The organism is Pseudomonas sp. PMCC200344 (assembly GCF_030053095.1).
GTDB lineage: Bacteria > Pseudomonadota > Gammaproteobacteria > Pseudomonadales > Pseudomonadaceae > Aquipseudomonas > Aquipseudomonas svalbardensis.
In genome coordinates this window covers 3,381,624-3,402,924 of the sequence record NZ_CP125618.1, presented here as the reverse complement: position 1 = coordinate 3,402,924, position 21,301 = coordinate 3,381,624, and the positions used below count along the sequence as shown (strand labels likewise).

The window sequence follows — 21,301 nt, the reverse complement described above, 5'->3', positions numbered from 1 at the left end:
CAAAAAATGGCAGGGTGCCAGGGGCTTCTAACTAACACACACCCGTTACCCCAATCGAAAGCGCACGCTGCTTCGATTTCATCCCTCATTTGCCCAGACGCCAGAAGCAGCCGTGCGCCGAACATAGTCGGAAAAGTCCCGCGCCGGCCGACCCAGCGCACGCTGCACGCCATTGGCAACTGGTGTATTGCGGCCATCAAGCACGGTAGTGAAGAGATACAGCACCAGGTCGATCAGTTGTGCGGGAAGTGCACCCATGCCCAAGAAAATTCCTGAGGTGCTCGAGCCCCTTGTTTCAGAGCCGACTCGGCGCAACCCCACACAACAACGCAGTCGAGAGCGTCAGGAGCGAATTCTGGCCGTTGCGACTCAACTGATCGCGACCAAGGGCAGCGATCAATTAAAAATGAGTGAAATTGCCGAGCGTTCAGAGATATCGATCGGATCGCTTTATCAATACTTTCCCGACAAGAGTTCGGTGATTCGGATGCTGGCCGAGCGCTATAACGCCGAAAGCCGTCGCTGTATCGAAGAGGCGTTGGGTGCAGTCGAGGACGCGCAAGGCTTGCAAGCAGCCTATTCGGCGCTGCTCGATCAGTATTACGAGATCGTTTTTGCTACACCGGCGATGCGTGATATCTGGTTCGGGATGCAGGCAGACAAACAGCTCATGGAGTTGGAACTACAGGAGAGTCGTATTTCGGGCGGGTTGTTGGCCGACGCGATGCTTCGGGTATTCCCCGACAGCGATGCGTTGCGGGTTCGGGAATCTGCGTTTCTGATCTGGCATCTGGGGGAGGCGACCATGCGGCTGGCCATCTCATGTACACCCGAGGAGGGGCGTGGTCTGGTCGAAGCCTTCAAGCGCATGTCGTTGCTGGAAATCATGGCGCCAGCGGCCGGATCGAGTGAGTTCGATTCAGCCGCTGATGCTGTCAGCTAAACGAAAGGCTGACCGGTGAAACCACGAGGCAATCGTTGCAGTCCTTCCATGGCGGTGAGCCGTTCGACCCAAGCCGCGCGCCAGTCATTGGCTGTATGCGTAACTTTGGCTTTGCGTGCGGCGCGGCGTGCAGCGTTGCGCTGGTCTTTGCGCGCATCCTTGAACGCGTCGGTGTTGCGGCAGCTTCTGCATTTCACCCGGGTAAGTTCGCTGGTTGAAACGAGCTTGCTGCCTTTGTGACCGCAGGCCAGATGCCCGCCGACTTTGAAGTGAGTAACCATCAGACGCCTCCTTCGTGACGTGTAATCGTTTGACCTCCAGCGTACGGTGACGTTCGTTACCAGCGTGATGGGCAAAAAAAAGGCCCGCATGCGGGCGGGCCAGGGGGATTCTTCAAAGGAGCCCGGTCAATCTAGAGCCTGAGATGTGAACGCAGTGTGAAACAGACTGCGCAGCCATAAAAAAGCCCAGCGCCAGGCTGGGTTGGGGATGTAGCAGGAAGCGCTCAGGCAAGGACGCACCCGGTGACGATAAGGTCGCCGTTCATGCGTCCTGAATCAGGCCGTGTCCTTGAGGATGTCCAGATCGAATCATCTGAACCGCGGCAGGGGTGGGTCGACAGGTTTGAGCGACGACAGCGTATTGCGAATCAGTGGCGTGTCCTTCTCGATGTCGTTCAGACGATCACGGATTCTGAGGGCCGTCGGGTGCCCGCCTTGATGATCGACCCAGTCGGCGATTTCCTTGCATGCCGCTGCCAGGCGAGCCTGACGGGAGTCGAGCAGGGTGAGCAGAGTGGTGATGGACTCTTTTTCGGACATGGCAAACACCTCCGTTCAAGAAACCTGTAACTGGCAGCAAAAAGCCCGCGGGGAGCGAGCTGTCTGCCGATGGGGTCGCTAATCCTTCAGCTTTTTTCAGTATAGACCCGTGAAAGGCAGGTAGCATCAGCCTTCTCGGACCGTCACTTGCGACCTGGCATTCAGCTGCCGGCATTCACGCCGGGCGTCTTCTTCATGGTCGAAACCGTCACCGATGAAGCCACGGGTTCGAGTATCGGCGATGCGATACCAGACGGCGGCATCGGGTGGTGGATGGTTAGTATCTCCGGCTCGGCGGCCATAGATGATGATCTTGTTGCAACGCTTCACAACGAAAATGTCTTCCATGGCGTCACCGCAGCTAATTCAGGTTCACAACAACTATAGAAGCCATTTGCGATCGTGCAAAAAATAGACAGGTCAGTTCGTCGCCTCAGCCATTGTTACCCTCATCTCCAAAAACATCGCCAGCCCGACTTCCTCTGCCCTGAGCCCTTTGCGAGCTCGCGGTCTGGGCAGCTCAGCCAGCGCACCCAAAAGAAAACCATCGAGCACCGCCGGGTGGATGTAGCACTTGCGGCAGACGGCCGGGGTGTTGCCCAGTTGTTTGGCGACGTTCTTGACCATCTCCACCACATGGCGCTTTGCATCCGACTCAGGCTCCCACTGCAGGTCCCGCAAAACCGCCAACGCCAACGCGCTGCCGGCCCAGGTGCGGTAGTCCTTGGCAGTGAAGTCGGCACCGGTGAGTGTTTGCAGGTAGGCGTTGACGTCGGAGGAACTGACGGTATGTCGCTCACCGTTTTCATCCAGGTACTGAAACAGGTTTTGTCCGGGAATTTCCAGGCAGCGTTTGATAATCCGCGCCAGGCGCCGGTCTTTCACGGTGATTTGATGCTCTACGCCGCTCTTGCCGCGGAACTGGAACAGGATCGCATTGCCGTTGACCTCGACGTGACGGTTGCGCAGGGTGGTCAGGCCGTAGGAACGGTTGTCCCGAGCGTACTGGGTGTTGCCGACCCGGATCAGCGTCGCATCGAGCAAGGTGATGACCGTGGCCATGACCTTGTCGCGACTGAAGCCGGGAGCCGCCAGCAGTGCTTCAAGCTGTTTGCGCAGTTTCGGCAGCGCCAGCCCAAAGTCCCGCAAGCGTGAGTACTTGTCGGCATCGCGCACTTCTCGCCAGCGTGGGTGATAACGGTATTGCTTTCGACCTCTGGCATCACGACCGGTAGCTTGCAGATGGCCGCGCGGGTCTGCGCAGATCCACACATCGGTGTAGGCCGGGGGTACGGCGAGGGCGTTGATGCGTTTGATCTCATCTTGATCGGTGATGCGCTGACCCGCAGGGTCGAAGTAGCAGAACTTGTCGCGCAGTTTCTTGCGGGTGATGCCGGGCTGGGTGTCATCGACGTAATGCAGGTCGGATGGCAGCGCATCGGGCAGCGCGATATCGGGCATGGCGGTAGTCCTTGGCGACGGATCAGGGGCCGTTACAGCCATTGACCGCACGCTGTTGCAGTCGTGCCAGCGGATTTATGCCAGCACCGCCACCGCCTTGATCTGTGCCCAGAGTTGTTGGCCGGGGTGCACGCCCAATTGGTCCCGGGAGTAGCGGGTGATCCGCGCCAGCAGCGGTGTGCCGCCAGCGTCCAGACGGATCAGCACGTGGGCGGCGTTGTCCGCGCCCATTTCACTGATCACGGTGACCGGCAGGCGATTGAGGATGCTGCTGTGCTCGACGCTTTGCAGGCTCAGGCTGACATCCCGCGCCTGAACCTTGCAGCGCAGCGCCTGGCCCAGGGTCATCGGTGAGTGAGCCACCCGAATGTTCAGGGTCGTGTTCGGCAGTTGCAGGGTCAGCAACTGATAGTCGGGGTCATAGGCACTGACGTGCCCCTCGATTACCACGCCGGCGTCGTCGCCCAGCGCCAAGGGCAGGTCGAGACGGGCCAGCGTTTCGCCAATAGCGCCGCTGGCCAGCGCCTTGCCTGCACTCAGCAAGACGATGTGATCGGCCAGTCGCGCGACTTCATCCTGTGAGTGGCTGACATACAGCACCGGGATGTCCAGCTCATCGTGCAGTCGTTGCAGGTAAGGCAGAATTTCGTTTTTGCGCTGACTATCCAATGCCGCCAGCGGCTCGTCCATCAGCAGCAGTTTCGGGCTGGTAAGCAAGGCGCGGGCGATGCCGACTCGTTGGCGTTCTCCGCCGGAAAGGTGCTGCGGATGACGATCCAGCAGATGGCCGATCCCGAGCAGTTCGGTCGCGTGAGCCATATCAACCCGGCGCTGTTGACGAGGAATGCGCTTGAGGCCGAACTCCAGGTTGGCCAGCACCGCCAGATGGGGAAACAGGCTGGCTTCCTGGAAGACGTAACCCAGCGCACGTTTGTGTGGCGGTACGAAAATCTTCTTGTCGCTGTCCTGCCAGACTTCATCGTTGACCTGGATGAAACCCTGCTCGGCCTTCTCCAGGCCGGCGATGCAACGCAGGCAGGTGGTCTTGCCCGAACCGGAATGACCGTAAAGTGCAGTGACGCCGCGGCCGGGCAATTGCAGATCCACCTCCAGGGCGAACCCTGAATACCTCAGTTTCAGACGCGTATGAATCATCGATCAGCTCCAGCCCGCTTTGGTTTTACGGCTGGAGTAGAGCGCCAGCAACACAACAAAGGAGAACACCAGCATCGCCCCGGCCAGCCAATGGGCCTGGGCGTATTCCATGGCTTCGACGTGATCGTAGATCTGCACCGAGACCACGCGGGTCTTGTCGGGAATATTGCCACCGATCATCAGTACCACGCCGAATTCACCCACGGTGTGGGCGAAACCGAGAATGGCAGCGGTGATGAAACCGGGGCGGGCCAGCGGCAGGATCACGCTGAAAAACGTGTCCCAGGGATTGGCGCGTAAGGTCGCGGCCACCTCCAATGGGCGAGTGCCAATGGCGGAAAAAGCATTTTGCAGTGGCTGGACCACGAACGGCATCGAGTAAAGCACTGAGCCGATCACCAGCCCTGCAAAACTGAAAGTGAGTGTGCCGAGCCCCAGTGATTGGGTGAAGTGGCCGATAAACCCGTTAGGGCCGAGCGCCAGCAACAGATAGAAGCCAATCACTGTCGGCGGCAGCACCAGGGGCAAGGCGACGATCGCCCCGACCGGGCCGCGCAACCACGAGCGAGTGCGCGACAGCCATAACGCAATCGGAGTGCCGATGACCAGCAGGATAACCGTCGTCAGCGACGCCAGTTTCAGGGTCAGCCAGATGGCGGAAAAGTCGGCACTCGATAGCGTCATTTAGAGTTGGTAACCGTAGGATTTGATGACTGCGGCGGCTTTTGGGCCTTTGAGGTAGTCAACCAGCGCCTTGGCGGCCGGGTTGTCCTTGCCTTTGTTGAGGATCACCGCATCTTGTTTGATCGGGTCGTGCATGTCGGCCGGAACGATCCAGGCCGAGCCGCCGGTGACTTTGCCGTCTTTGTAGATCTGCGACAAGGCCACAAAACCAAGTTCGGCGTTGCCGGTGGAGACGAACTGGTAGGCCTGGGTGATGTTCTGGCCTTCAACGATCTTGGTTTTGACCTTGTCGGTCAGGCCCCGCTTGGCCAGCACCTGAGTAGCGGCCAGACCGTAAGGCGCCGCTTTCGGGTTGGCGATGGACAGATGCTGATACTGGTTGTCGCTCAGCACTTTGCCCTTGGCATCGACGTAACCTTCTTTCGCCGACCACAGCGCCAGGGTGCCGACGGCGTAGGTGAAGCGCGAGCCCTTGACCGTGTCGCCTTCGGTTTCAAGTTTTTGCGGGGTGGTGTCGTCCGCCGAGAGGAACACTTCGAACGGTGCGCCGTTCTTGATCTGGGTATAGAACTGGCCGGTGGCACCAAAGGAGGTGACCAGTTTATGCCCGGTGTCTTTTTCGAAATCGGCGGCGATCGCCTGAATGGGTGCAGTGAAGTTGGCGGCGACGGCAACCTGGACTTCGTCCGCCTGGGCGGACCCGAAAGCGAACACTGCAAGCAGGGTTGCCAGGCAGGTGGGGGCAAAACGTGAGGCACGAATGGTCATGAAACGGCTCCGTTGTAGGCAAGTGTAGCGAGGGGGGTTAAACGCTATATAGCGGAATATATAGCGAAATGCCTGCAAACGGAACGTGTTGGATGCGCGTTGTTGAGATCACGCATGATCCATAGCAGCTGGCGCAGCCTGCGTTCGGCCGCGAAGCGGTCGTGAAACCACACACCGCGGTCTTTCAGGCTAACCGTGGCAGCTGGATTTACGACTGCTGCGCAGCCGAACGCAGGCTGCGCCAGTTGCTACACGGACGTGCGTTACCGACGAACTAACTTGGCCAATCCTTCCTCAGCCAGGCGTCGGGTCAGTTCACCCGTGGTCATTTCAACGCCCAGCGTGAATGCCTGACCCGCCCAGAGATTGCTGAAATCCGCTTCTCCCTTGGCCCGCAACGGCATCAGCGCACCACCCGCCAGCGGGAAGGCCGGCGCTTTGGCGCTCATTGGCCCGAGTTCGCGCATCACCCGATTGAGAATTCCTCGCGCCGGGCGTCCGGTGAAAACGTTCGTGACGGCTGTCTCACTTTCCCTGGCGGTGCGCAACGCCTTGTGATGAGAAGGGCTGACCTTGGCCTCTGGTGTGAACAAGTACGCCGTGCCCACTTGCACCGCCGAAGCCCCCAACAGGAAAGCTGCCGCGACACCTCGTGCATCGGCAATCCCGCCGGCAGCAATCACCGGTACTTTCACCGCATCGACGATCTGCGGCACCAGCGCAAAGATCCCCACTTGGCTGCTCAAGTCATCACTGAGAAACATTCCCCGATGGCCACCGGCTTCATACCCCATGGCAATGATTGCGTCACAACCGTGCTGCTCGAGCCAAATGGCCTCTTCGACCGTGGTGGCCGAGGAGAGCACTTTCGCTCCAGTGGCTTTCACGCGGTCCAGCAGGGACTTTTCCGGCAGGCCGAAGTGGAAACTCACGACTTCGGGGCGAAACTCTTCGATCACTTCGCAGGCCGCGCTATCGAACGGCGCTCGATTGGACACCGGCGTTGGCGCGTCGAAGTCCACGCCAAGCTCCCGGTAATAGGGCTCCAGCAGATTCTTCCAGTCTCGAGCGCGTTGCTCATCGGCGACGGGTGACTGATGGCAGAAGTAGTTGACGTTAATCGGGCGCTGAGTGTGTTGACGAATCGTTTTCAGCTCCTCGCGCAACTGATCGATGCTCAACATGGCTGCCGGCATCGAGCCTAGGCCACCAGCGTTACTGGCTGCGATAACCATGGCCGAATGGGTCGCGCCGGCCATGGGCGCCTGGATGATCGGCAGCTCAATGCCAAGCAGGTCAAGAATGCGGGTGTCTGGCCATTTGCTCATTTGAAGGGTTCTCCGACGTCATAACAGGGCAGGGACGGTAGGTCCGTTTTTGTATCAGCAATGACTGATGCAAGGCCAGTCGAGTTTTCAGGTCGTGGGCCACTCTTGGCTTAAAGTCGAGTACGGTGAAATGTTGCTATGTGTTATTTCAACTGCGTCACAACTAAGTGATTCCATCTGGAGGCAGCAATGTTCCGAGGCATTTTGATCGACAAAGACGACAGCGGTTACCGGGCCACACTGCAAGAGATCAATGACGATCAACTGCCCGAGGGCGATGTGACAGTGCGTGTTGCGTACAGCACGCTGAACTTCAAGGATGGCCTGGCGATCACCGGCAGCAGCCCGGTGGTGCGAAAATTCCCGATGGTGCCGGGGATCGATCTGGCAGGTACTGTCGAAGTCAGTGGGCATCCGGACTACAAGGTCGGTGATCAGGTCGTACTCAATGGCTGGGGTGTTGGCGAAGGACATTGGGGCGGACTGGCGCAGAAGGTTCGCTTGAATGGCGACTGGTTGATTCCGCTACCCAAGGCGTTCACCGCGGCGCAAGCGATGGCCATCGGTACGGCGGGTTACACGGCGATGCTGAGCATCCTGGCGCTGGAACATAATGGTGTGACGCCCGAGCAGGGCGAAGTGTTGGTCACCGGCGCCAATGGCGGTGTAGGCAGTTTCGCCATCGCACTGTTGAGCAAGCTCGGCTATCGGGTGGTCGTGTCTACCGGTCGCACCTCCGAACACGATTACCTCAAGCAACTCGGCGCCAGCGAAATCATCGACCGCGCCACGCTATCCGAGCCGGGCAAACCCTTGGCCAAGGAGCGTTGGGCTGCGGTCATCGACTCGGTCGGCAGCCACACGTTGGCCAATGCCTGTGCCAGCACGAAGGCCAACGGCACTGTCGCCGCGTGTGGCCTGGCGCAAGGCATGGATTTCCCGGCTTCAGTCGCACCGTTCATTTTGCGCGGCGTGACCCTGGCCGGGATCAACAGCGTGACTCAGCCCAAAGCCAAGCGGATACTGGCCTGGAGTCGGCTGGCCAAGGATCTGGATTTCACCTTGTTGCCGCTGATCAGCCACGAAATCGGCTTGAGCGAAGTGATCGAGGCTGCATCGCGATTGCTCGCCGGTCAATTGCGTGGGCGGGTAGTGGTCGACGTCAATCGTTGACTGTCTCACCGCCAATCAAACAGACAAACGACAGAGACAAGGACTATCAACCATGGATGTAAAGCAGCGTGAAGTGCGGCCCTTTAGCGTCTCGGGCCTGCAAGTGCGCACCTGCAATGCCGCAGAGCAGCAAGCAGACACTGCGCGCATCGGCCCTATGTGGGAACAATTCTTCGTTGAGGAAATCTTCGACAAGATCGCCCACAAGCAACCGGATTCTTTTGTGTATGGCGTCTATTCCAACTACGAGTCCGACGCTTCGGGCCACTTCGATGTGACCGCGGGGGTGGCGGTCACCGCGCCCTCCGAGGACTTTCCGCAGGTTCAGGTGGAGGGAGGCGAATACCTGGTGTTCAGCGCCAAAGGGGCGATGCCAGACAGCGTCATTCAGACGTGGGGCCTGATCTGGGCCTACTTTAAGGACAACCCGCAGATTTGCCGCACGTTCGCCACAGACTTCGAGGTCTATACCAGCCCGGATTCAGTGTCGGTCTATATCGGCATTCAGGACTCAGACGGGTTTTCGCGCTCAAGCAACTGACTCTTGCGCTCCACACCCCAGCGATAGCCCGACAGGTTGCCGTCGCTGCGCACCACGCGGTGGCACGGAATCGCCACCGCCAGGTTGTTCGCGCCGCAGGCTTGAGCCACGGCGCGCATCGCTTTTGGCGCGCCGATTCGTTGAGCGATATCGGCGTAGCTGGCGGTGCAACCGGCGGGAATCTCCCGCAGGGCTTGCCACACCCGTTCTTGAAAAGCGGTGCCGCGAACATCCAGCGGCAAGTCCAGGCCCAGGGCCGGCGCTTCGATAAAACCAACAACCTTGGCGATCAGTTGCTCGAACGTGTGATCGGCGCCAATCAGATTCGCCCGTCGAAACTTGTCCTGCAGATCGCAGACCAGTTGGTGCGGGTCATCGCCCAACAGGATCGCGCAAACACCCCGTTCACTCTGCGCCACCAGAATCGCCCCCAGGGAACACTGGCCGACGGCAAAACGAATGTCGTTGTTCTGACCGGCGGCGCGGTAATCACCGGGTTTCATGCCCAATAGCTGATCGGCGGCTTCATAGAAACGGCTGTTGGAGTTGAAACCGGCGTCATACAGCGCGTCGGTCACCGAGTCTCCGTCCGCGAGGCGCTCACGGACCCTGCGTGAACGATGGGCCGCAGCGTAACCCTTGGGCGTCAGACCGGTCACCGCTTTGAACACCCGATGGAAGTGAAAGCTACTGAGACCCGCAGCAACAGCCAGTTCGCTCAGGACAGGCAGATTCTCCGCGGTTTCGATCTGGCGGCAAGCGGCGGCCACCGTCGCGGCATGTTGCGCGGCGACGTCGCTTTGATCCTTCGCGGCTCGTTTGCTTGGGCGATAACCCGCTGCCTGGGCCTGCTCGGCCGTGTCGAAGAACTCGACGTTCTGCGGTTTCGGCAAACGCGCCAGGCTGCTGGGGCGGCAGTAAATGCCGGTGGTTTTCACCGCATACACAAACTGTCCGTCTGCCCGGGGATCACGCGCGACGACGGCGGCCCATCGAGGATCGTTCTCGGTGGCAATCTTTGTCGAATGGCTTGTCATGGCTTCATGTCCTGACCTGTTTGATTCAGATTAACCAGACGATGGGGCCGTTGCACCCCGGGTCTTGCGGTCGAATTCGAAGGCTTCATCCGGCGGTACGAAAGGTGAAGTTGATCCGTTGTTCGCCCAGTCGCGGGTGTTGGCCATCCTTGATCGGCAAGACCCCGTGATAACGCAAACGATCCACGCCACCCCAGACCACGATGTCGCCATGGAGCAGCGGCACCCGTTGGCTTTTATCGCTGCGTTCGAAACCGCCGAACAGGAACATCGCCGGCAATCCCAGGGACACTGAAACAATGGGCGCTGCGTAGGAAACTTCATCTTTGTCCTGATGCAACGACATCTTGGCCCCGGGAACATAGCGGTTGATCAGGCAGGAATCGGGCATGAAATCCGCAAACCCCGCTTCCCGCGCCGCCGCTTGTGCCAGTTCGAAAAACACCTCGGGCATTTTCGGCCAGGGTTGACCGGTCAGCGGATCATGGCGGGTATAACGATAACCACTGCGGTCGGTGGTCCAGCCCAGCGCGCCGCAACTGCTCAAGGCGACCGACATGGTAAAGCCCCCGGGCGTGATCATCTGCCGAAACGGTGCCGCCGCCAGAACTGCGTCCAGTGCGGGCAGCAACTGATCCAGCCAGGGCAGGGCAAAGCCTCTGAGGACGCAAGACTGTTCGCCGATCCGATCGAGCCTGGGTTGCTGCTCCGGTTCCGCGTCGGCAAACAAGTCGAAGGTGATCGGGTTCATGGGGTCATAACGCGTCGTGAAAGATGATTCCAAGGGTATGCCGTTTTCCGCTGTGCAGGCGACTCACGCCGTGGCGCAGGGTGACTCGGTAGTAGCCACGAACGCCTTTGACCGGTCGTTGGTTGACGGCAAAGATCAGTGCGTCACCTTTCTTCAGACCAATGACCTGGGGGCGCGACTGCATCCGCGGGCGCTGTTCCGTCAGCACGAACTCGCCACCGGTGAAGTCTTCGTCCGGCTCTGACAGCAGAATCGCCATTTGCAGCGGGAAGACGTGTTCGCCGTACAGGTCTTGATGCAAGCAGTTGTAGTCCTGCGGTCCATATTGCAGCAACAACGGCGTCGGGCGTTCCTGACCGGCGGCATGGCAGCGTTCGAGGAACGCTTCGTGCGTTTCAGGGAAACGGGTCGGCAGGTCCATGCGCTCGTACCAGCGATTGGCTATCGGCACCAATCGAGGATAGAGCGTACTGCGCAAACGGGTGACGACATCTGGCAACGGGTATTTGAAGTATTTGTACTCGCCACGGCCAAAGCCGTGACGAGCCATGACCACTTGCGAGCGAAACGGTTCGGGGCGGGCATACAGAGCGCTGATTTCATCGCACGTCTCGTGGCTTAAAAGCGACCTGATGATCGCGCAGCCATCCTGATCGAGTTGCTGTTCCAGCGCTTCCCAGTCCAGCCCATCGAGAGAGCGCTCGCTCATCGTTGCGCCTCACGATCCAGCAGTTGCCGTTTACGCTCCAGCCCCCAACGGTAGCCGCCGAGGCTGCCATCCTGACGCAGCACTCGATGACACGGCACGATAACCGCCAACGGGTTCGCTCCGCAGGCATTGGCCACCGCCCGAAAAGCCGTGGGTTGCCCCAGTTGTCGCGCGATGTCCTGGTAGCTGGCGGTTTCACCCAGCGGTATTTGCCGCAGGGCATTCCAGACTCGCCGTTGAAACACGCTGCCCGTCAGATCCAGCGGCAAATCCAGGGTGCTGCGCGGGTCTTCGAGGTGGCGCAGGGTGTGCTCCAGCGCAGGCATCAAGCCTTCATCGCGCTGCGGTGCTTGTTGGCCGGGGAAGCGTCGCGCAAGATCGCGCTCCAGCATTGCCAAGTCATCACCGAGCAGCAGCGCGCACAGCCCTTCGGCGCTGAACGCCAGCATCAAGATGCCCAGGCTGGAAGTGCCGCTGATGAAGCGAATCGAGGAAGTAGACATGTTCTGACTCCTTAACCGAAGGTTGAGGTGGCCAGTCTAGGGAGCGGGGACTTCGTTAACACTCCGGCGCTTGCGGTTGAATTCCAGAGGCAGGAGCAGACGTCCATGTTGTCGCTCCGGATCCCGTTACAACGCTTTGCTGACGCTTATCTCGCTGATGACGTCGTCGCCCTGGCCATGAATGACGTCCAGCGCGGCCTTGGCTTCTTCTTCGGTGCCGTTTTCAAGCTGGGCAAATTCGAAGCGACGCTCACCATTAAGTTTGTATTTGATGACGTACTTGGTCGTTTGGGCCACTGTCATACCTGCTTGTCTTGGTGTTTGGGTGTCACTCAGCTCAGTTTCGTGCTGGAGCGGCGGATGATCTTGATGGTGTGAGTCAGGGTCGGATTGCGAGTCACGCTGATCGGCCGGCGGTTGACCGTGTCGATGGTGATATTCCAGAAACCGGTGCTCGGTGCAGTAATCCGGGCTGGGAAAGTGTCGAAGGCTCCACCATGGTAAGTGTGGCGGCCGCCATTCTTGAAGCTGCGGAAATTGGCGTCGTTCATCAAGCGGATATTGCATGTTTGGGAGCATTGAATGACGACGATGTCGTCTTCGTTGAGGTGCTCGCGCTGGTGGATAAATTTCATGAGGCGCCTCCAGAAGGGCTTTTTCTACAAAATCAAAACGATAGCATGTGCGATTGGCGCAGTTTATCAGCCCGAACGGGTTATTATCCGGTCGTCGAGGTCTGCTTTGACAATTAAAAACAGTTATACGGAATTCTATGAGCGATAAACGCAGCAAGCCTCGGAGAAAAACAGCATTTGTACTGTCGGAGTGTCTTTATCGGAGGTGTTGTATGAAGTGGGGGGTGATGTTCCTGCCTATGGCGATAGCGATGAGTGGTTGTGCGAGTGTCTCGGAGATCAATGAGTCTCTGCCGACCATGAGCGTGATTTCAGGCAAGAAGCCTCATGAATACGCGCAATGCCTGACCGAAAAGCTGGCCAGCAGCCGGGGAGCCCTGCAAGTCGAGCCACACAAGGACGGAATGCGAGTCATCGTGCCGCAAAAGTTCTCCTCGGGGCCGGCCGCGGTATTTGATATCGAAGACCGCTCCACTGGCAGCAGCATCAAGCTGCATGAGCGCATTTCCAATGTGCCGTTGCGCCCCATGGATGTACGCAATGCCGCTACGGCGTGCATTTCCGGCTGATAGACTGTCGCCCGTCAGTACCGATGCCGCCAAAGCAGCGCTTTGGCGGCGTTGTCATTTCTGGAGTCGAGCATGAAGCGAGAGCAGGTACGGGAGTGCCATGCAGAGGGTCACATCTCTGCCACCCACGTGATTCAGAATCCGGCGAATTCGGGCGAATGGATCGTGTTTTTCAAGAAAAGCGCCGGGCGTAGTTATTTTCTGGTGGATGAAAACGATGAAGTCGAATCCTTCAGTAGCCTCGATGATTTGATCGAGACGGTGCGCGGTCTCGGGATCAAGTTCGCCGAAATTCACATGTAGGGCAGGGGTCTTACTTGCAGGCCACCACGACGCTGCGGTTCTTGTAGTTGCCGACGTCGACACCCAGGGTCTTGTCGCTTTCCTTGGTCGAAGGTGTTCCGTCGGTACCGACGATTCGATAGCCGGTGCCGGCGCAAGAGGCATCGGCTTTTTCGTAGCAGGTCGCCCAGGAATTGGCTTCCCCGGAACAGTCGATGGCCAGGCCTTGCTCGCCGTTGTTCAGGTAAGTCGTTTCCGAAGTGGCGCAGCCGCTCAGGGCCAGTGCCGCGATCAGGGGCAAAAATTTATTCATGTCGTTGTCGTCGTCAGGATGAAGGGGCTGAGCCTGTGACAGCGCAGGCATCAAAAGGTTATAGCGAATGGCCACTTGGTTGCAGGCAATCACAAAAAAACCCTGCGCGAGGCAGGGCTTGGGTCGCGTCCGGTGCTTATCAGGACTTGTCCTTGCCGCGGCGCTTCGGTTCTGGGTGTTCGAGCTCCAATACGGATGCCACTTCAATCGCCTTCGCTTCGGTCGGGAAAGGACCGGCGATCTCCTCGCCGCCGCCGAAGTTGAATATCCACCACTGGCCGTCTTTCGCCTGATTGATCAGGAACCCGTTGACACTTTTTGCTTCCGACATCTATCTGCCTCGTTGACTGGTTCAATCGCGCAATGATAGCGCCAAATGCACTCGACGGGTGCTGATGGTGTAGGGTTGTGCAATCCGTGGCCGTGCAGATCTGATGGTCTGTGCTATCTATAAAGGCTGCGGAGCTATCTCGGGAACTATCCGCGAGAATATTTCTCTATGATGGCATCGGTTAGCCAGCGCGGGGCATTGTAAGGTGCACGCCGCCTGATTAGACTGCGCCGAAACTCGTACACACAGCCCTATCAAGGACTTTTATGATCAAGAAATGCTTGTTCCCAGCAGCCGGTTACGGTACTCGCTTCCTGCCAGCGACTAAAGCCATGCCCAAAGAAATGCTGCCGGTGGTAAACAAGCCACTGATCCAGTACGGCGTCGAAGAAGCACTGGACGCTGGGTTGACCGAAATCTCCATCGTCACCGGTCGCGGCAAACGCGCTCTGGAAGATCACTTCGACATCAGCTACGAGCTGGAAAACCAGATCAAAGGTACCGACAAGGAAAAATACCTGGTCGGCATCCGCAAACTGTTGGACGAGTGCTCGTTCTCCTACACCCGTCAGACCGAAATGAAAGGCCTGGGCCACGCCATTCTGACTGGACGCCCGCTAATCGGCGACGAACCGTTCGCGGTAGTGCTGGCGGACGACTTGTGCGTCAACCTCGAAGGCGACGGCGTCCTGACCCAGATGGTCAAGCTGTACGAGCAGTATCGCTGCACCATCGTTGCGATCCAGGAAGTGGATCCGCAGGAAACCAACAAGTACGGCGTGATCGCCGGCGAGCTGATCGCTGATGATTTGTACCGCGTTCGCAACATGGTCGAAAAACCAGCCCCGGAAGACGCACCGTCGAACCTGGCGATCATCGGTCGTTACATCCTGACGCCGGATATTTTCGAGCTGATCAAACAAACCGAGCCAGGAAAAGGCGGCGAGATTCAGATCACCGACGCCCTGATGAAGCAGGCGAAAAACGGTTGCGTAATTGCCTACAAGTTCAAGGGCCAGCGTTTTGACTGCGGTGGCGCTGAAGGCTACATCGAGGCCACCAACTTCTGCTTCGAGAACTTCTACAAGACTGGCAAGGCTTACTGATAGCCTCTGACCCACTTGTATTGAAAAGCCACCTTCGGGTGGCTTTTTCATTTTCCGTCCCCATATCGTTTGCAGCGCTTGCCCAACGGATGTCTGCGGGTATGCTTGTGGACTGCCGAGGAGATTGAAAAAATGGCCTACGATTTTGACCTTTATGTGATTGGCGCCGGTTCCGGCGGTGTGCGGGCTGCGCGTTTTGCTGCCGGTTTTGGCGCGAAAGTGGCTGTGGCCGAGAGCCGCTATCTGGGCGGCACTTGTGTGAACGTCGGCTGTGTGCCGAAGAAGCTGCTGGTCTACGGCGCACACTTCGCCGAAGACTTCGAGCAGTCTTCGGGTTTTGGCTGGACGCCGGGCGAAGCGAAGTTCGATTGGGCGACGCTTATCGCCAACAAGGATCGCGAGATCAATCGCCTGAACGGCATCTATCGCAATCTGCTGGTTAATAGTGGTGTGACCTTGCATGAAGGCCACGCCAAAATCGTTGATCCGCACCAGGTCGAGATCAATGGCGAGCGCTACACCGCCAAAAACATCCTGATTGCTACGGGTGGATGGCCACAGATTCCGGAAATTCCGGGGCACGAGCACGCGATCAGTTCCAACCAGGCGTTCTTCCTCAAAAAACTGCCCAAGCGCGTTCTGGTGGTAGGCGGTGGTTACATCGCCGTCGAATTCGCCGGGATCTTCCACGGTCTGGGCGCCGAGACCACGTTGCTTTATCGCGGTGAGCTGTTTCTGCGCGGCTTCGACGGTGCCGTGCGCAAACACCTGCAGGAAGAGCTGACCAAGCGCGGTCTGGACCTGCAATTCAACGCCGACATCGAGCGTATCGACAAGCAGTCCGATGGCAGTCTGAAGGTGACCCTCAAGGACGGCCGTGAGCTGGAGGCGGATTGTGTGTTCTACGCCACCGGTCGCCGTCCGATGCTCGACAATCTTGGGCTGGAAAACACCGGGGTCAAACTCGACAAGAAAGGTTTCGTCGAGGTCGACGAGCAGTATCAGACGGCTGAACCGTCGATCCTGGCGCTTGGCGATGTGATCGGTCGGGTTCAGCTGACGCCGGTGGCGTTGGCGGAAGGCATGGCCGTGGCGCGACGTTTGTTCAAGCCTGAGCAGTATCGCCCGGTCGATTACAAGATGATCCCGACCGCGGTATTTAGCTTGCCGAACATCGGTACGGTCGGTTTCACCGAGGAAGAGGCCCGGGAGGCCGGTCACGATGTGGTGATCTTCGAAAGCCGCTTCCGTCCAATGAAACTGACCCTGACCGAATGCCAGGAACGCACCTTGATGAAGTTGGTGGTGGACGCCAAGACCGACAAGGTTCTGGGCTGTCACATGGTCGGTCCGGAGGCTGGGGAAATTGTGCAGGGCTTGGCGATCGCCTTGAAAGCGGGTGCCACCAAGCGCGATTTCGATGAAACCATCGGCGTGCACCCAACTGCCGCCGAAGAGTTCGTCACCATGCGTACGCCGGTCGCGGGTTAATCGTCCTTTTGGGGTTCTGAGGCATCTGGCGCTGTCGCAATGACGGCCGCCAGGCGCACGCTCTCATCCAGACTCGCCTGAGTCTTGAGCAACTCAATTTCCAGCGCATTATTTATCTGCGACTGCTCGTCGACGCTCTGCTTCAGCGAATGACTTTCCAGCAGGGCAGCACGCAAGCGTTCCTGGAGGAGGGTGCGTTCGCTGTCGATGCGGTTGACCTGTTCCAGCAACTGATCCTGTCGAGCGTTGGTTTGCTTGAGTTGATCCTGTAGCAGGCTTAACTCTCTCAGGGTGCCACGGTTCTCCGTCAACAAACGCTCGTTGTCGCGATGCAGTTGCGTGATCTCATCCTGGCGTACCAATGCGCTTTGCTGCGCCTGACGCAACTCCATCTGAATCTGCTGCACCTGGCCTTCGTGGCGACGTTGTTCCTGCTCACGCTGTTCTTTGACAGCGTTGCGATAATGTTCCAGTGCGTCGCGAGCATGCAGGTGTTTCTCTTCTAGGGAGCGAATCTGCTCGTCCTTGTCTTGCAGGCGTAATTCGAAATCGGCCAATGCCTGGTTAAGTCCGGCGTTGCGGGTTTGCTCGGTCTGCAGCATGGCGCGGGTTTCTAGCAGGGCCTCGGACTCTTGAGTCAGGGCCAGGCTTTGAATCTCGTATTGCTGCTGCAATTGCGTATTGGCCTGCTGGGCTTCATGCAGTTGCGTACCCAACTGTTTTTTTTGCTGATCGAACTGCTCGCGGGCCTGATCGATGGATTCTTGCGCCTGTTCCTTGAGGCGTTGCGCCAAGCGTGAGACTAAGCCTGCCAGCTCATCATCAATGGGCTCAGAAGGCGTTTCGACGCGCTCGCTGCCGCCATCCAACTCCTTCAAATAGCGGTGGATAGTGGTTTTCGAGCCCGTGTTGCCCATTTCGATCCGTACCGCATCAATGCTTGGGTTTTCGCCGCGAGCCAAAATTGCCAAGCGTGCTGCCTGGACCACTGCTTTGTTTACACCGCCACGAGCCATGAGTTCTCCTACGATTTCGTACTGTGGTACATGCCACTTAAGTACACAATGTACCACGCTAACGAAAAACTTAAAATACGATAGGTATTCATACGGGATATACTGGTATTACCCCGTGTGATAAGCCCTGTGGCGCGTTTTCACCCGCCAAAGCGGTACGTTTTAGAGAGTTGAGCCCATGACTGAGCTGGATCGTTACCTGCAAGCCGCTACCCGCGACAACACCCGTCGCAGCTACCGGGCGGCTGTCGAGCATTTCGAAGTCAGTTGGGGCGGCTTCCTGCCGGCGACCAGCGACAGCGTGGCGCGCTACCTCGTCGCTTATGCGGGTGTACTGTCGATCAATACCTTGAAGTTGCGTTTGTCAGCGCTGGCGCAATGGCACAACAGTCAGGGTTTTCCTGATCCCACCAAGGCGCCGGTGGTGCGCAAGGTCTTCAAGGGCATTCGCGCGCTACACCCGGCTCAAGAAAAACAGGCCGAGCCGTTACAGCTTCAGCATCTGGAGCAAGTGGTTGCCTGGTTGCAGCTAGAAGCGCAAACCGCGAAATCTAAACACGATCAACCGGCTCTGTTGCGGGCCAGGCGCGACACGGCGCTGATTCTGTTGGGTTTCTGGCGCGGTTTTCGTAGCGACGAGTTGTGCCGGCTACAGATTGAGCACGTTAAAGCGGCTGCCGACTCAGGCATCACGCTCTATTTGCCGCGAACCAAGAGTGACCACGAAAACCTCGGCAAGACTTACCAGACGCCCGCGTTGCAGCGCCTGTGCCCGGTGCAGGCGTACATCGATTGGATCACCGAAGCCGCGTTGGTTCGCGGGCCGGTATTCCGAGGCATCGACCGGTGGGGCCACCTGAGCGAGGAGGGGCTGCACGCCAACAGCGTGATCCCGTTACTACGCCAGGCGCTGGAGCGCGCCGGGATCCCGGCCGAGCACTACACCAGTCACTCCTTGCGGCGCGGCTTTGCCACCTGGGCCCATCAGAGCGGGTGGGACTTGAAGTCGTTGATGAGTTACGTGGGCTGGAAGGATATGAAGTCCGCCATGCGCTATGTTGAAGCCAGCCCGTTTCTCGGGATGACACCGCTCGCGGAAAAAACCATTGGCGCTGCTAAGTAAGTTTTCTTCTATTAATACGTTCGGCTAATAGCGAAAACCAATGAGCAGCATGAGCTTTGCCAATGAGCCATCCGGCAATCGAGTCGGTAGGATTCACTCCATCAACTTCTCAACCAAACTTTTCAACCCTGACGGAGAGTCATCGATGCCTATCATCAACAGCCAAGTTAAACCGTTCAAAGCTGACGCCTTTAAAAATGGCGACTTCGTAAAAGTGTCGGACGCTGACCTGAAAGGCAAGTGGTCTGTCGTGTTCTTCTACCCTGCCGACTTCACCTTCGTTTGCCCGACCGAACTGGAAGACCTGGCTGACAACTACGACGCGTTCCAGAAGCTGGGCGTCGAGATCTACAGCGTTTCCACCGATACCCACTTTGCTCACGCTGCCTGGCACAACACTTCGCCAGCCATCGGCAAAATCCAGTACACCATGATCGGCGACCCGACTCACGCCATCTCCCGCAACTTCGACGTGCTGATCGAAGACGCTGGTCTGGCTGACCGTGGCACCTTCGTGATCAACCCAGAAGGTCAGATCAAAATCGTCGAACTGAACGACGGCGGCGTTGGCCGTGACGCTTCCGAGCTGCTGCGCAAAATCAAGGCTGCTCAGTACGTCGCTGCTCACCCAGGTCAGGTTTGCCCAGCCAAGTGGAAAGAAGGCGAGGCCACTCTGGCTCCGTCCCTGGACCTGGTCGGCAAGATCTAAGTCTGTGGAACGCATCATCAGGGCGGGTTTCCGCACCTAAGTAGGCTGCAACCGCCCAATAAAAACGCCCGGGCGAGATTCGCTCGGGCGTTTTTTTTTATGTCGGCTCTTTATGTAACTGCAAAAAAAGGAAATCGCCCGTATGTTGGACGCCAATCTTAAAGCCCAGTTGAAATCGTACCTGGAACGGGTCACCCAGCCGATCGAGATCATCGCCTCCCTCGACGACGGTGCGAAATCCCAGGAAATGCTCGCATTACTCAAAGACGTTACCAGTCTTTCCAACCAGATTACGTTGCTCGACAACGGGGATGATGCACGTAAACCATCGTTCTCGATCAACCGCCCGGGTGCCGATATCAGCCTGCGTTTCGCCGGCATCCCGATGGGCCACGAATTCACATCCTTGGTGCTGGCCTTGCTGCAAGTCGGCGGTCACCCTTCGAAGGCCAGCGTTGAAGTGATCGAACAGATCCGTTCGCTCAAAGGCGATTTCAACTTCGAGACTTACTTCTCGCTGTCCTGCCAGAACTGCCCGGACGTGGTCCAGGCACTGAACCTGATGGCCGTGCTTAACCCGAACATCCGCCACGTCGCCATTGACGGCGCTCTGTTCCAGGCCGAAGTCGATGACCGTCAGATCATGGCCGTGCCAAGCGTTTACCTGAACGGCGTGAACTTTGGCCAGGGCCGTATGGGCCTGGAAGAAATCCTCGCCAAGATCGACACCAGCGGTATCGAGCGTCAAGCCGAGAAGATCAGCGCCAAAGAAGCCTTCGACGTACTGGTCGTCGGTGGTGGCCCGGCCGGTGCTTCGGCCGCGATCTACGCTGCCCGTAAAGGCATTCGTACCGGTGTGGCAGCTGAACGTTTTGGTGGGCAGGTGCTCGACACCATGGCTATCGAGAACTTCATCTCCGTGCAGGAAACCGAAGGGCCGAAACTGGCTGTGGCGCTGGAAGAGCACGTCAAACAATACGACGTCGACATCATGAACCTGCAACGCGCCGACAAGTTGGTGCCGGGCAAGAACGGCGAGTTGCACGAAGTCCACTTCGCCAGCGGCGCGACCTTGAAAGCCAAGACTGTGATTTTGGCGACCGGTGCGCGGTGGCGTGAAATGAACGTCCCGGGTGAGCAGCAATACCGCAACAAAGGCGTGGCGTACTGCCCGCACTGCGACGGTCCGCTGTTCAAAGGCAAGCGTGTGGCGGTGATTGGCGGCGGTAACTCCGGCGTCGAAGCGGCCATCGACCTGGCGGGTATCGTGTCCCACGTAACACTGCTGGAGTTCGATGTGCAGCTGCGCGCCGATGCGGTCTTGCAGCGCAAGTTGCACAGCCTGCCGAACGTCACCGTGATCACCAGTGCGCAAACCACTGAAGTGTTGGGCGACGATCAGAAGGTCAATGGCCTGCGCTACAAGGATCGTCAGTCGGACGAGTTGCGTAGCGTCGAGCTGGAAGGAATTTTCGTGCAGATCGGCTTACTGCCCAACACCGACTGGCTCAAAGGCACCATCGAGTTGTCGCCTCGCGGTGAGATCATCGTCGATGCCCGCGGTGAGACATCGATGCCGGGCGTGTTCGCTGCCGGTGACGTGACCACCGTGCCGTACAAGCAGATCGTGATTGCGGTGGGCGAGGGCGCCAAGGCTTCCCTGAGCGCATTCGATCACTTGATCCGCACCTCGGCTCCGGCATAAAACCCGGCGCTGAAAACACAAAAACCCCATGAGCGATCATGGGGTTTTTTTGTGCTTCATACATTCCCCCTGTGGGAGCGGGCTTGCTCGCGAATGCGGACTGTCAGCCGACATCACTGCTGAATGACACACCGCATTCGCGAGCAA

General features: G+C 58.3%; 27 protein-coding genes and 1 pseudogene. 10 read left to right on the top strand and 18 right to left on the bottom strand.

All coding sequences use genetic code 11. From position 1 onward, the window contains the following. Positions 1–78 precede the first annotated feature (78 nt). Positions 79–249: pseudogene (locus QFW87_RS15400) on the bottom strand (NmrA family transcriptional regulator); the annotation flags it as partial. A gap of 7 nt (positions 250–256) precedes the next feature. Here QFW87_RS15400 and QFW87_RS15395 point away from each other — a divergent pair. Further along, a complete protein-coding gene (locus QFW87_RS15395) occupies positions 257–943 on the top strand; it encodes a TetR/AcrR family transcriptional regulator (protein ID WP_283188159.1) in 687 nt (228 codons plus the stop codon). Here the strand turns inward: QFW87_RS15395 and QFW87_RS15390 are convergent. From QFW87_RS15390 to QFW87_RS15355, 8 genes are all read right to left on the bottom strand, one after another. After that, complete coding sequence (locus tag QFW87_RS15390; protein WP_046047412.1) at positions 940–1,224, bottom strand: hypothetical protein; 285 nt, start codon at positions 1,222–1,224, stop codon at positions 940–942. The two genes, QFW87_RS15395 and QFW87_RS15390, sit on opposite strands and share 4 nt — an antisense overlap. 309 nt (positions 1,225–1,533) lie before the next feature. Next, positions 1,534–1,764 carry a hypothetical protein gene (locus QFW87_RS15385; RefSeq protein WP_007946177.1) on the bottom strand — a complete coding sequence of 77 codons (231 nt, stop codon included), beginning with the start codon at positions 1,762–1,764 and terminating at the stop codon, positions 1,534–1,536. Positions 1,765–1,890: 126 nt separating this feature from the next. Next, positions 1,891–2,112 carry a hypothetical protein gene (locus tag QFW87_RS15380; protein WP_046047413.1) on the bottom strand — a complete coding sequence of 74 codons (222 nt, stop codon included), beginning with the start codon at positions 2,110–2,112 and terminating at the stop codon, positions 1,891–1,893. A gap of 72 nt (positions 2,113–2,184) precedes the next feature. Beyond that, positions 2,185–3,225: a DNA topoisomerase IB gene (locus QFW87_RS15375; protein WP_283188158.1), complete on the bottom strand. Its 1,041-nt coding sequence runs from the start codon at positions 3,223–3,225 to the stop codon at positions 2,185–2,187. A gap of 75 nt (positions 3,226–3,300) precedes the next feature. Then, entirely contained in the window at positions 3,301–4,380 is a 1,080-nt protein-coding gene (gene modC / locus QFW87_RS15370; protein WP_283188157.1) for a molybdenum ABC transporter ATP-binding protein, read from the bottom strand. A gap of 3 nt (positions 4,381–4,383) precedes the next feature. Next, the gene (gene modB, locus QFW87_RS15365) at positions 4,384–5,064 is read right to left on the bottom strand and encodes a molybdate ABC transporter permease subunit (RefSeq protein WP_283184146.1); all 681 of its coding nucleotides are present in this window, start codon (positions 5,062–5,064) and stop codon (positions 4,384–4,386) included. Then, the gene (gene modA, locus QFW87_RS15360; protein ID WP_283188156.1) at positions 5,065–5,832 is read right to left on the bottom strand and encodes a molybdate ABC transporter substrate-binding protein; all 768 of its coding nucleotides are present in this window, start codon (positions 5,830–5,832) and stop codon (positions 5,065–5,067) included. A gap of 263 nt (positions 5,833–6,095) precedes the next feature. After that, entirely contained in the window at positions 6,096–7,160 is a 1,065-nt protein-coding gene (locus tag QFW87_RS15355) for a nitronate monooxygenase (protein ID WP_283188155.1), read from the bottom strand. Between the two features lie 189 nt (positions 7,161–7,349). Between QFW87_RS15355 and QFW87_RS15350 the strand changes: the two genes are divergently transcribed. Continuing rightward, positions 7,350–8,333: an MDR family oxidoreductase gene (locus tag QFW87_RS15350; RefSeq protein ID WP_283188154.1), complete on the top strand. Its 984-nt coding sequence runs from the start codon at positions 7,350–7,352 to the stop codon at positions 8,331–8,333. Positions 8,334–8,385: 52 nt separating this feature from the next. Beyond that, positions 8,386–8,874, top strand: coding sequence for a GyrI-like domain-containing protein (locus tag QFW87_RS15345; protein WP_283188153.1), 489 nt, complete (start codon positions 8,386–8,388; stop codon positions 8,872–8,874). On the opposite strand, the gene ada is transcribed toward QFW87_RS15345, so the two are convergent. From ada to QFW87_RS15315, 6 genes are all read right to left on the bottom strand, one after another. Further along, positions 8,838–9,911 carry a bifunctional DNA-binding transcriptional regulator/O6-methylguanine-DNA methyltransferase Ada gene (gene ada / locus QFW87_RS15340; RefSeq protein ID WP_283188152.1) on the bottom strand — a complete coding sequence of 358 codons (1,074 nt, stop codon included), beginning with the start codon at positions 9,909–9,911 and terminating at the stop codon, positions 8,838–8,840. The two genes, QFW87_RS15345 and ada, sit on opposite strands and share 37 nt — an antisense overlap. Positions 9,912–9,996: 85 nt before the next feature. After that, positions 9,997–10,662, bottom strand: coding sequence for a DNA oxidative demethylase AlkB (gene alkB / locus QFW87_RS15335; RefSeq protein ID WP_283188151.1), 666 nt, complete (start codon positions 10,660–10,662; stop codon positions 9,997–9,999). Between the two features lie 4 nt (positions 10,663–10,666). After that, positions 10,667–11,371, bottom strand: coding sequence for a 2OG-Fe(II) oxygenase (locus tag QFW87_RS15330; protein WP_283188150.1), 705 nt, complete (start codon positions 11,369–11,371; stop codon positions 10,667–10,669). After that, positions 11,368–11,874 carry a methylated-DNA--[protein]-cysteine S-methyltransferase gene (locus QFW87_RS15325; RefSeq protein WP_283188149.1) on the bottom strand — a complete coding sequence of 169 codons (507 nt, stop codon included), beginning with the start codon at positions 11,872–11,874 and terminating at the stop codon, positions 11,368–11,370. The genes QFW87_RS15330 and QFW87_RS15325 overlap by 4 nt, the downstream gene beginning before the upstream one ends. A gap of 126 nt (positions 11,875–12,000) precedes the next feature. After that, entirely contained in the window at positions 12,001–12,177 is a 177-nt protein-coding gene (locus tag QFW87_RS15320) for a hypothetical protein (RefSeq protein WP_283184154.1), read from the bottom strand. Between the two features lie 29 nt (positions 12,178–12,206). Beyond that, positions 12,207–12,509, bottom strand: coding sequence for a DUF1883 domain-containing protein (locus tag QFW87_RS15315; RefSeq protein ID WP_283184155.1), 303 nt, complete (start codon positions 12,507–12,509; stop codon positions 12,207–12,209). Positions 12,510–12,721: 212 nt separating this feature from the next. Here QFW87_RS15315 and QFW87_RS15310 point away from each other — a divergent pair, with 212 nt between their 5' ends. Together QFW87_RS15310 and QFW87_RS15305 are read left to right on the top strand one after the other, a co-directional pair. Beyond that, complete coding sequence (locus QFW87_RS15310) at positions 12,722–13,078, top strand: hypothetical protein (RefSeq protein ID WP_283184156.1); 357 nt, start codon at positions 12,722–12,724, stop codon at positions 13,076–13,078. A 72-nt stretch (positions 13,079–13,150) separates the two neighbouring features. Next, positions 13,151–13,381 (top strand): hypothetical protein, encoded by a 231-nt coding sequence (locus tag QFW87_RS15305; protein ID WP_283184157.1) that lies wholly within the window; start codon positions 13,151–13,153, stop codon positions 13,379–13,381. A 10-nt stretch (positions 13,382–13,391) separates the two neighbouring features. Here the strand turns inward: QFW87_RS15305 and QFW87_RS15300 are convergent, their stop codons facing one another. After that, positions 13,392–13,673 (bottom strand): hypothetical protein, encoded by a 282-nt coding sequence (locus QFW87_RS15300; RefSeq protein ID WP_283184158.1) that lies wholly within the window; start codon positions 13,671–13,673, stop codon positions 13,392–13,394. A 139-nt stretch (positions 13,674–13,812) separates the two neighbouring features. Beyond that, positions 13,813–14,004, bottom strand: a complete 192-nt coding sequence (locus QFW87_RS15295) for a hypothetical protein (protein ID WP_283188148.1) — start codon at positions 14,002–14,004, stop codon at positions 13,813–13,815. A 266-nt stretch (positions 14,005–14,270) separates the two neighbouring features. On the opposite strand from QFW87_RS15295, the gene galU reads away from it, so the two are divergent. Both galU and gorA read left to right on the top strand, forming a co-directional pair. Next, positions 14,271–15,110 carry a UTP--glucose-1-phosphate uridylyltransferase GalU gene (gene galU, locus QFW87_RS15290; protein ID WP_056739849.1) on the top strand — a complete coding sequence of 280 codons (840 nt, stop codon included), beginning with the start codon at positions 14,271–14,273 and terminating at the stop codon, positions 15,108–15,110. 132 nt (positions 15,111–15,242) lie between these two features. Beyond that, complete coding sequence (gorA, locus tag QFW87_RS15285) at positions 15,243–16,601, top strand: glutathione-disulfide reductase (RefSeq protein WP_283188147.1); 1,359 nt, start codon at positions 15,243–15,245, stop codon at positions 16,599–16,601. Here gorA and QFW87_RS15280 read toward each other — a convergent pair. Next, the gene (locus tag QFW87_RS15280; protein WP_283188146.1) at positions 16,598–17,617 is read right to left on the bottom strand and encodes a DNA-binding protein; all 1,020 of its coding nucleotides are present in this window, start codon (positions 17,615–17,617) and stop codon (positions 16,598–16,600) included. The two genes, gorA and QFW87_RS15280, sit on opposite strands and share 4 nt — an antisense overlap. A gap of 178 nt (positions 17,618–17,795) precedes the next feature. Here QFW87_RS15280 and QFW87_RS15275 point away from each other — a divergent pair, with 178 nt between their 5' ends. From QFW87_RS15275 to ahpF, 3 genes are all read left to right on the top strand, one after another. Then, positions 17,796–18,740 (top strand): site-specific integrase, encoded by a 945-nt coding sequence (locus QFW87_RS15275; protein ID WP_283184162.1) that lies wholly within the window; start codon positions 17,796–17,798, stop codon positions 18,738–18,740. A 145-nt stretch (positions 18,741–18,885) separates the two neighbouring features. Further along, the gene (ahpC, locus tag QFW87_RS15270) at positions 18,886–19,449 is read left to right on the top strand and encodes an alkyl hydroperoxide reductase subunit C (protein WP_010460707.1); all 564 of its coding nucleotides are present in this window, start codon (positions 18,886–18,888) and stop codon (positions 19,447–19,449) included. A gap of 142 nt (positions 19,450–19,591) precedes the next feature. Continuing rightward, on the top strand, positions 19,592–21,154 hold the full coding sequence (gene ahpF / locus QFW87_RS15265; protein WP_283188145.1) for an alkyl hydroperoxide reductase subunit F: 1,563 nt from the start codon (positions 19,592–19,594) through the stop codon (positions 21,152–21,154). Positions 21,155–21,301: the final 147 nt, after the last annotated feature.

Bases quoted from the DNA above. Each gene is read 5' to 3' on its own strand.
- QFW87_RS15395 (WP_283188159.1), top strand. From the start codon at position 257: ATGCCCAAGAAAATTCCTGAGGTGCTCGAGCCCCTTGTTTCAGAGCCG.
- QFW87_RS15390 (WP_046047412.1), bottom strand. From the start codon at position 1,224: ATGGTTACTCACTTCAAAGTCGGCGGGCATCTGGCCTGCGGTCACAAA.
- QFW87_RS15385 (WP_007946177.1), bottom strand. From the start codon at position 1,764: ATGTCCGAAAAAGAGTCCATCACCACTCTGCTCACCCTGCTCGACTCC.
- QFW87_RS15380 (WP_046047413.1), bottom strand. From the start codon at position 2,112: ATGGAAGACATTTTCGTTGTGAAGCGTTGCAACAAGATCATCATCTAT.
- QFW87_RS15375 (WP_283188158.1), bottom strand. From the start codon at position 3,225: ATGCCCGATATCGCGCTGCCCGATGCGCTGCCATCCGACCTGCATTAC.
- modC (WP_283188157.1), bottom strand. From the start codon at position 4,380: ATGATTCATACGCGTCTGAAACTGAGGTATTCAGGGTTCGCCCTGGAG.
- modB (WP_283184146.1), bottom strand. From the start codon at position 5,064: ATGACGCTATCGAGTGCCGACTTTTCCGCCATCTGGCTGACCCTGAAA.
- modA (WP_283188156.1), bottom strand. From the start codon at position 5,832: ATGACCATTCGTGCCTCACGTTTTGCCCCCACCTGCCTGGCAACCCTG.
- QFW87_RS15355 (WP_283188155.1), bottom strand. From the start codon at position 7,160: ATGAGCAAATGGCCAGACACCCGCATTCTTGACCTGCTTGGCATTGAG.
- QFW87_RS15350 (WP_283188154.1), top strand. From the start codon at position 7,350: ATGTTCCGAGGCATTTTGATCGACAAAGACGACAGCGGTTACCGGGCC.
- QFW87_RS15345 (WP_283188153.1), top strand. From the start codon at position 8,386: ATGGATGTAAAGCAGCGTGAAGTGCGGCCCTTTAGCGTCTCGGGCCTG.
- ada (WP_283188152.1), bottom strand. From the start codon at position 9,911: ATGACAAGCCATTCGACAAAGATTGCCACCGAGAACGATCCTCGATGG.
- alkB (WP_283188151.1), bottom strand. From the start codon at position 10,662: ATGAACCCGATCACCTTCGACTTGTTTGCCGACGCGGAACCGGAGCAG.
- QFW87_RS15330 (WP_283188150.1), bottom strand. From the start codon at position 11,371: ATGAGCGAGCGCTCTCTCGATGGGCTGGACTGGGAAGCGCTGGAACAG.
- QFW87_RS15325 (WP_283188149.1), bottom strand. From the start codon at position 11,874: ATGTCTACTTCCTCGATTCGCTTCATCAGCGGCACTTCCAGCCTGGGC.
- QFW87_RS15320 (WP_283184154.1), bottom strand. From the start codon at position 12,177: ATGACAGTGGCCCAAACGACCAAGTACGTCATCAAATACAAACTTAAT.
- QFW87_RS15315 (WP_283184155.1), bottom strand. From the start codon at position 12,509: ATGAAATTTATCCACCAGCGCGAGCACCTCAACGAAGACGACATCGTC.
- QFW87_RS15310 (WP_283184156.1), top strand. From the start codon at position 12,722: ATGAAGTGGGGGGTGATGTTCCTGCCTATGGCGATAGCGATGAGTGGT.
- QFW87_RS15305 (WP_283184157.1), top strand. From the start codon at position 13,151: ATGAAGCGAGAGCAGGTACGGGAGTGCCATGCAGAGGGTCACATCTCT.
- QFW87_RS15300 (WP_283184158.1), bottom strand. From the start codon at position 13,673: ATGAATAAATTTTTGCCCCTGATCGCGGCACTGGCCCTGAGCGGCTGC.
- QFW87_RS15295 (WP_283188148.1), bottom strand. From the start codon at position 14,004: ATGTCGGAAGCAAAAAGTGTCAACGGGTTCCTGATCAATCAGGCGAAA.
- galU (WP_056739849.1), top strand. From the start codon at position 14,271: ATGATCAAGAAATGCTTGTTCCCAGCAGCCGGTTACGGTACTCGCTTC.
- gorA (WP_283188147.1), top strand. From the start codon at position 15,243: ATGGCCTACGATTTTGACCTTTATGTGATTGGCGCCGGTTCCGGCGGT.
- QFW87_RS15280 (WP_283188146.1), bottom strand. From the start codon at position 17,617: ATGGCTCGTGGCGGTGTAAACAAAGCAGTGGTCCAGGCAGCACGCTTG.
- QFW87_RS15275 (WP_283184162.1), top strand. From the start codon at position 17,796: ATGACTGAGCTGGATCGTTACCTGCAAGCCGCTACCCGCGACAACACC.
- ahpC (WP_010460707.1), top strand. From the start codon at position 18,886: ATGCCTATCATCAACAGCCAAGTTAAACCGTTCAAAGCTGACGCCTTT.
- ahpF (WP_283188145.1), top strand. From the start codon at position 19,592: ATGTTGGACGCCAATCTTAAAGCCCAGTTGAAATCGTACCTGGAACGG.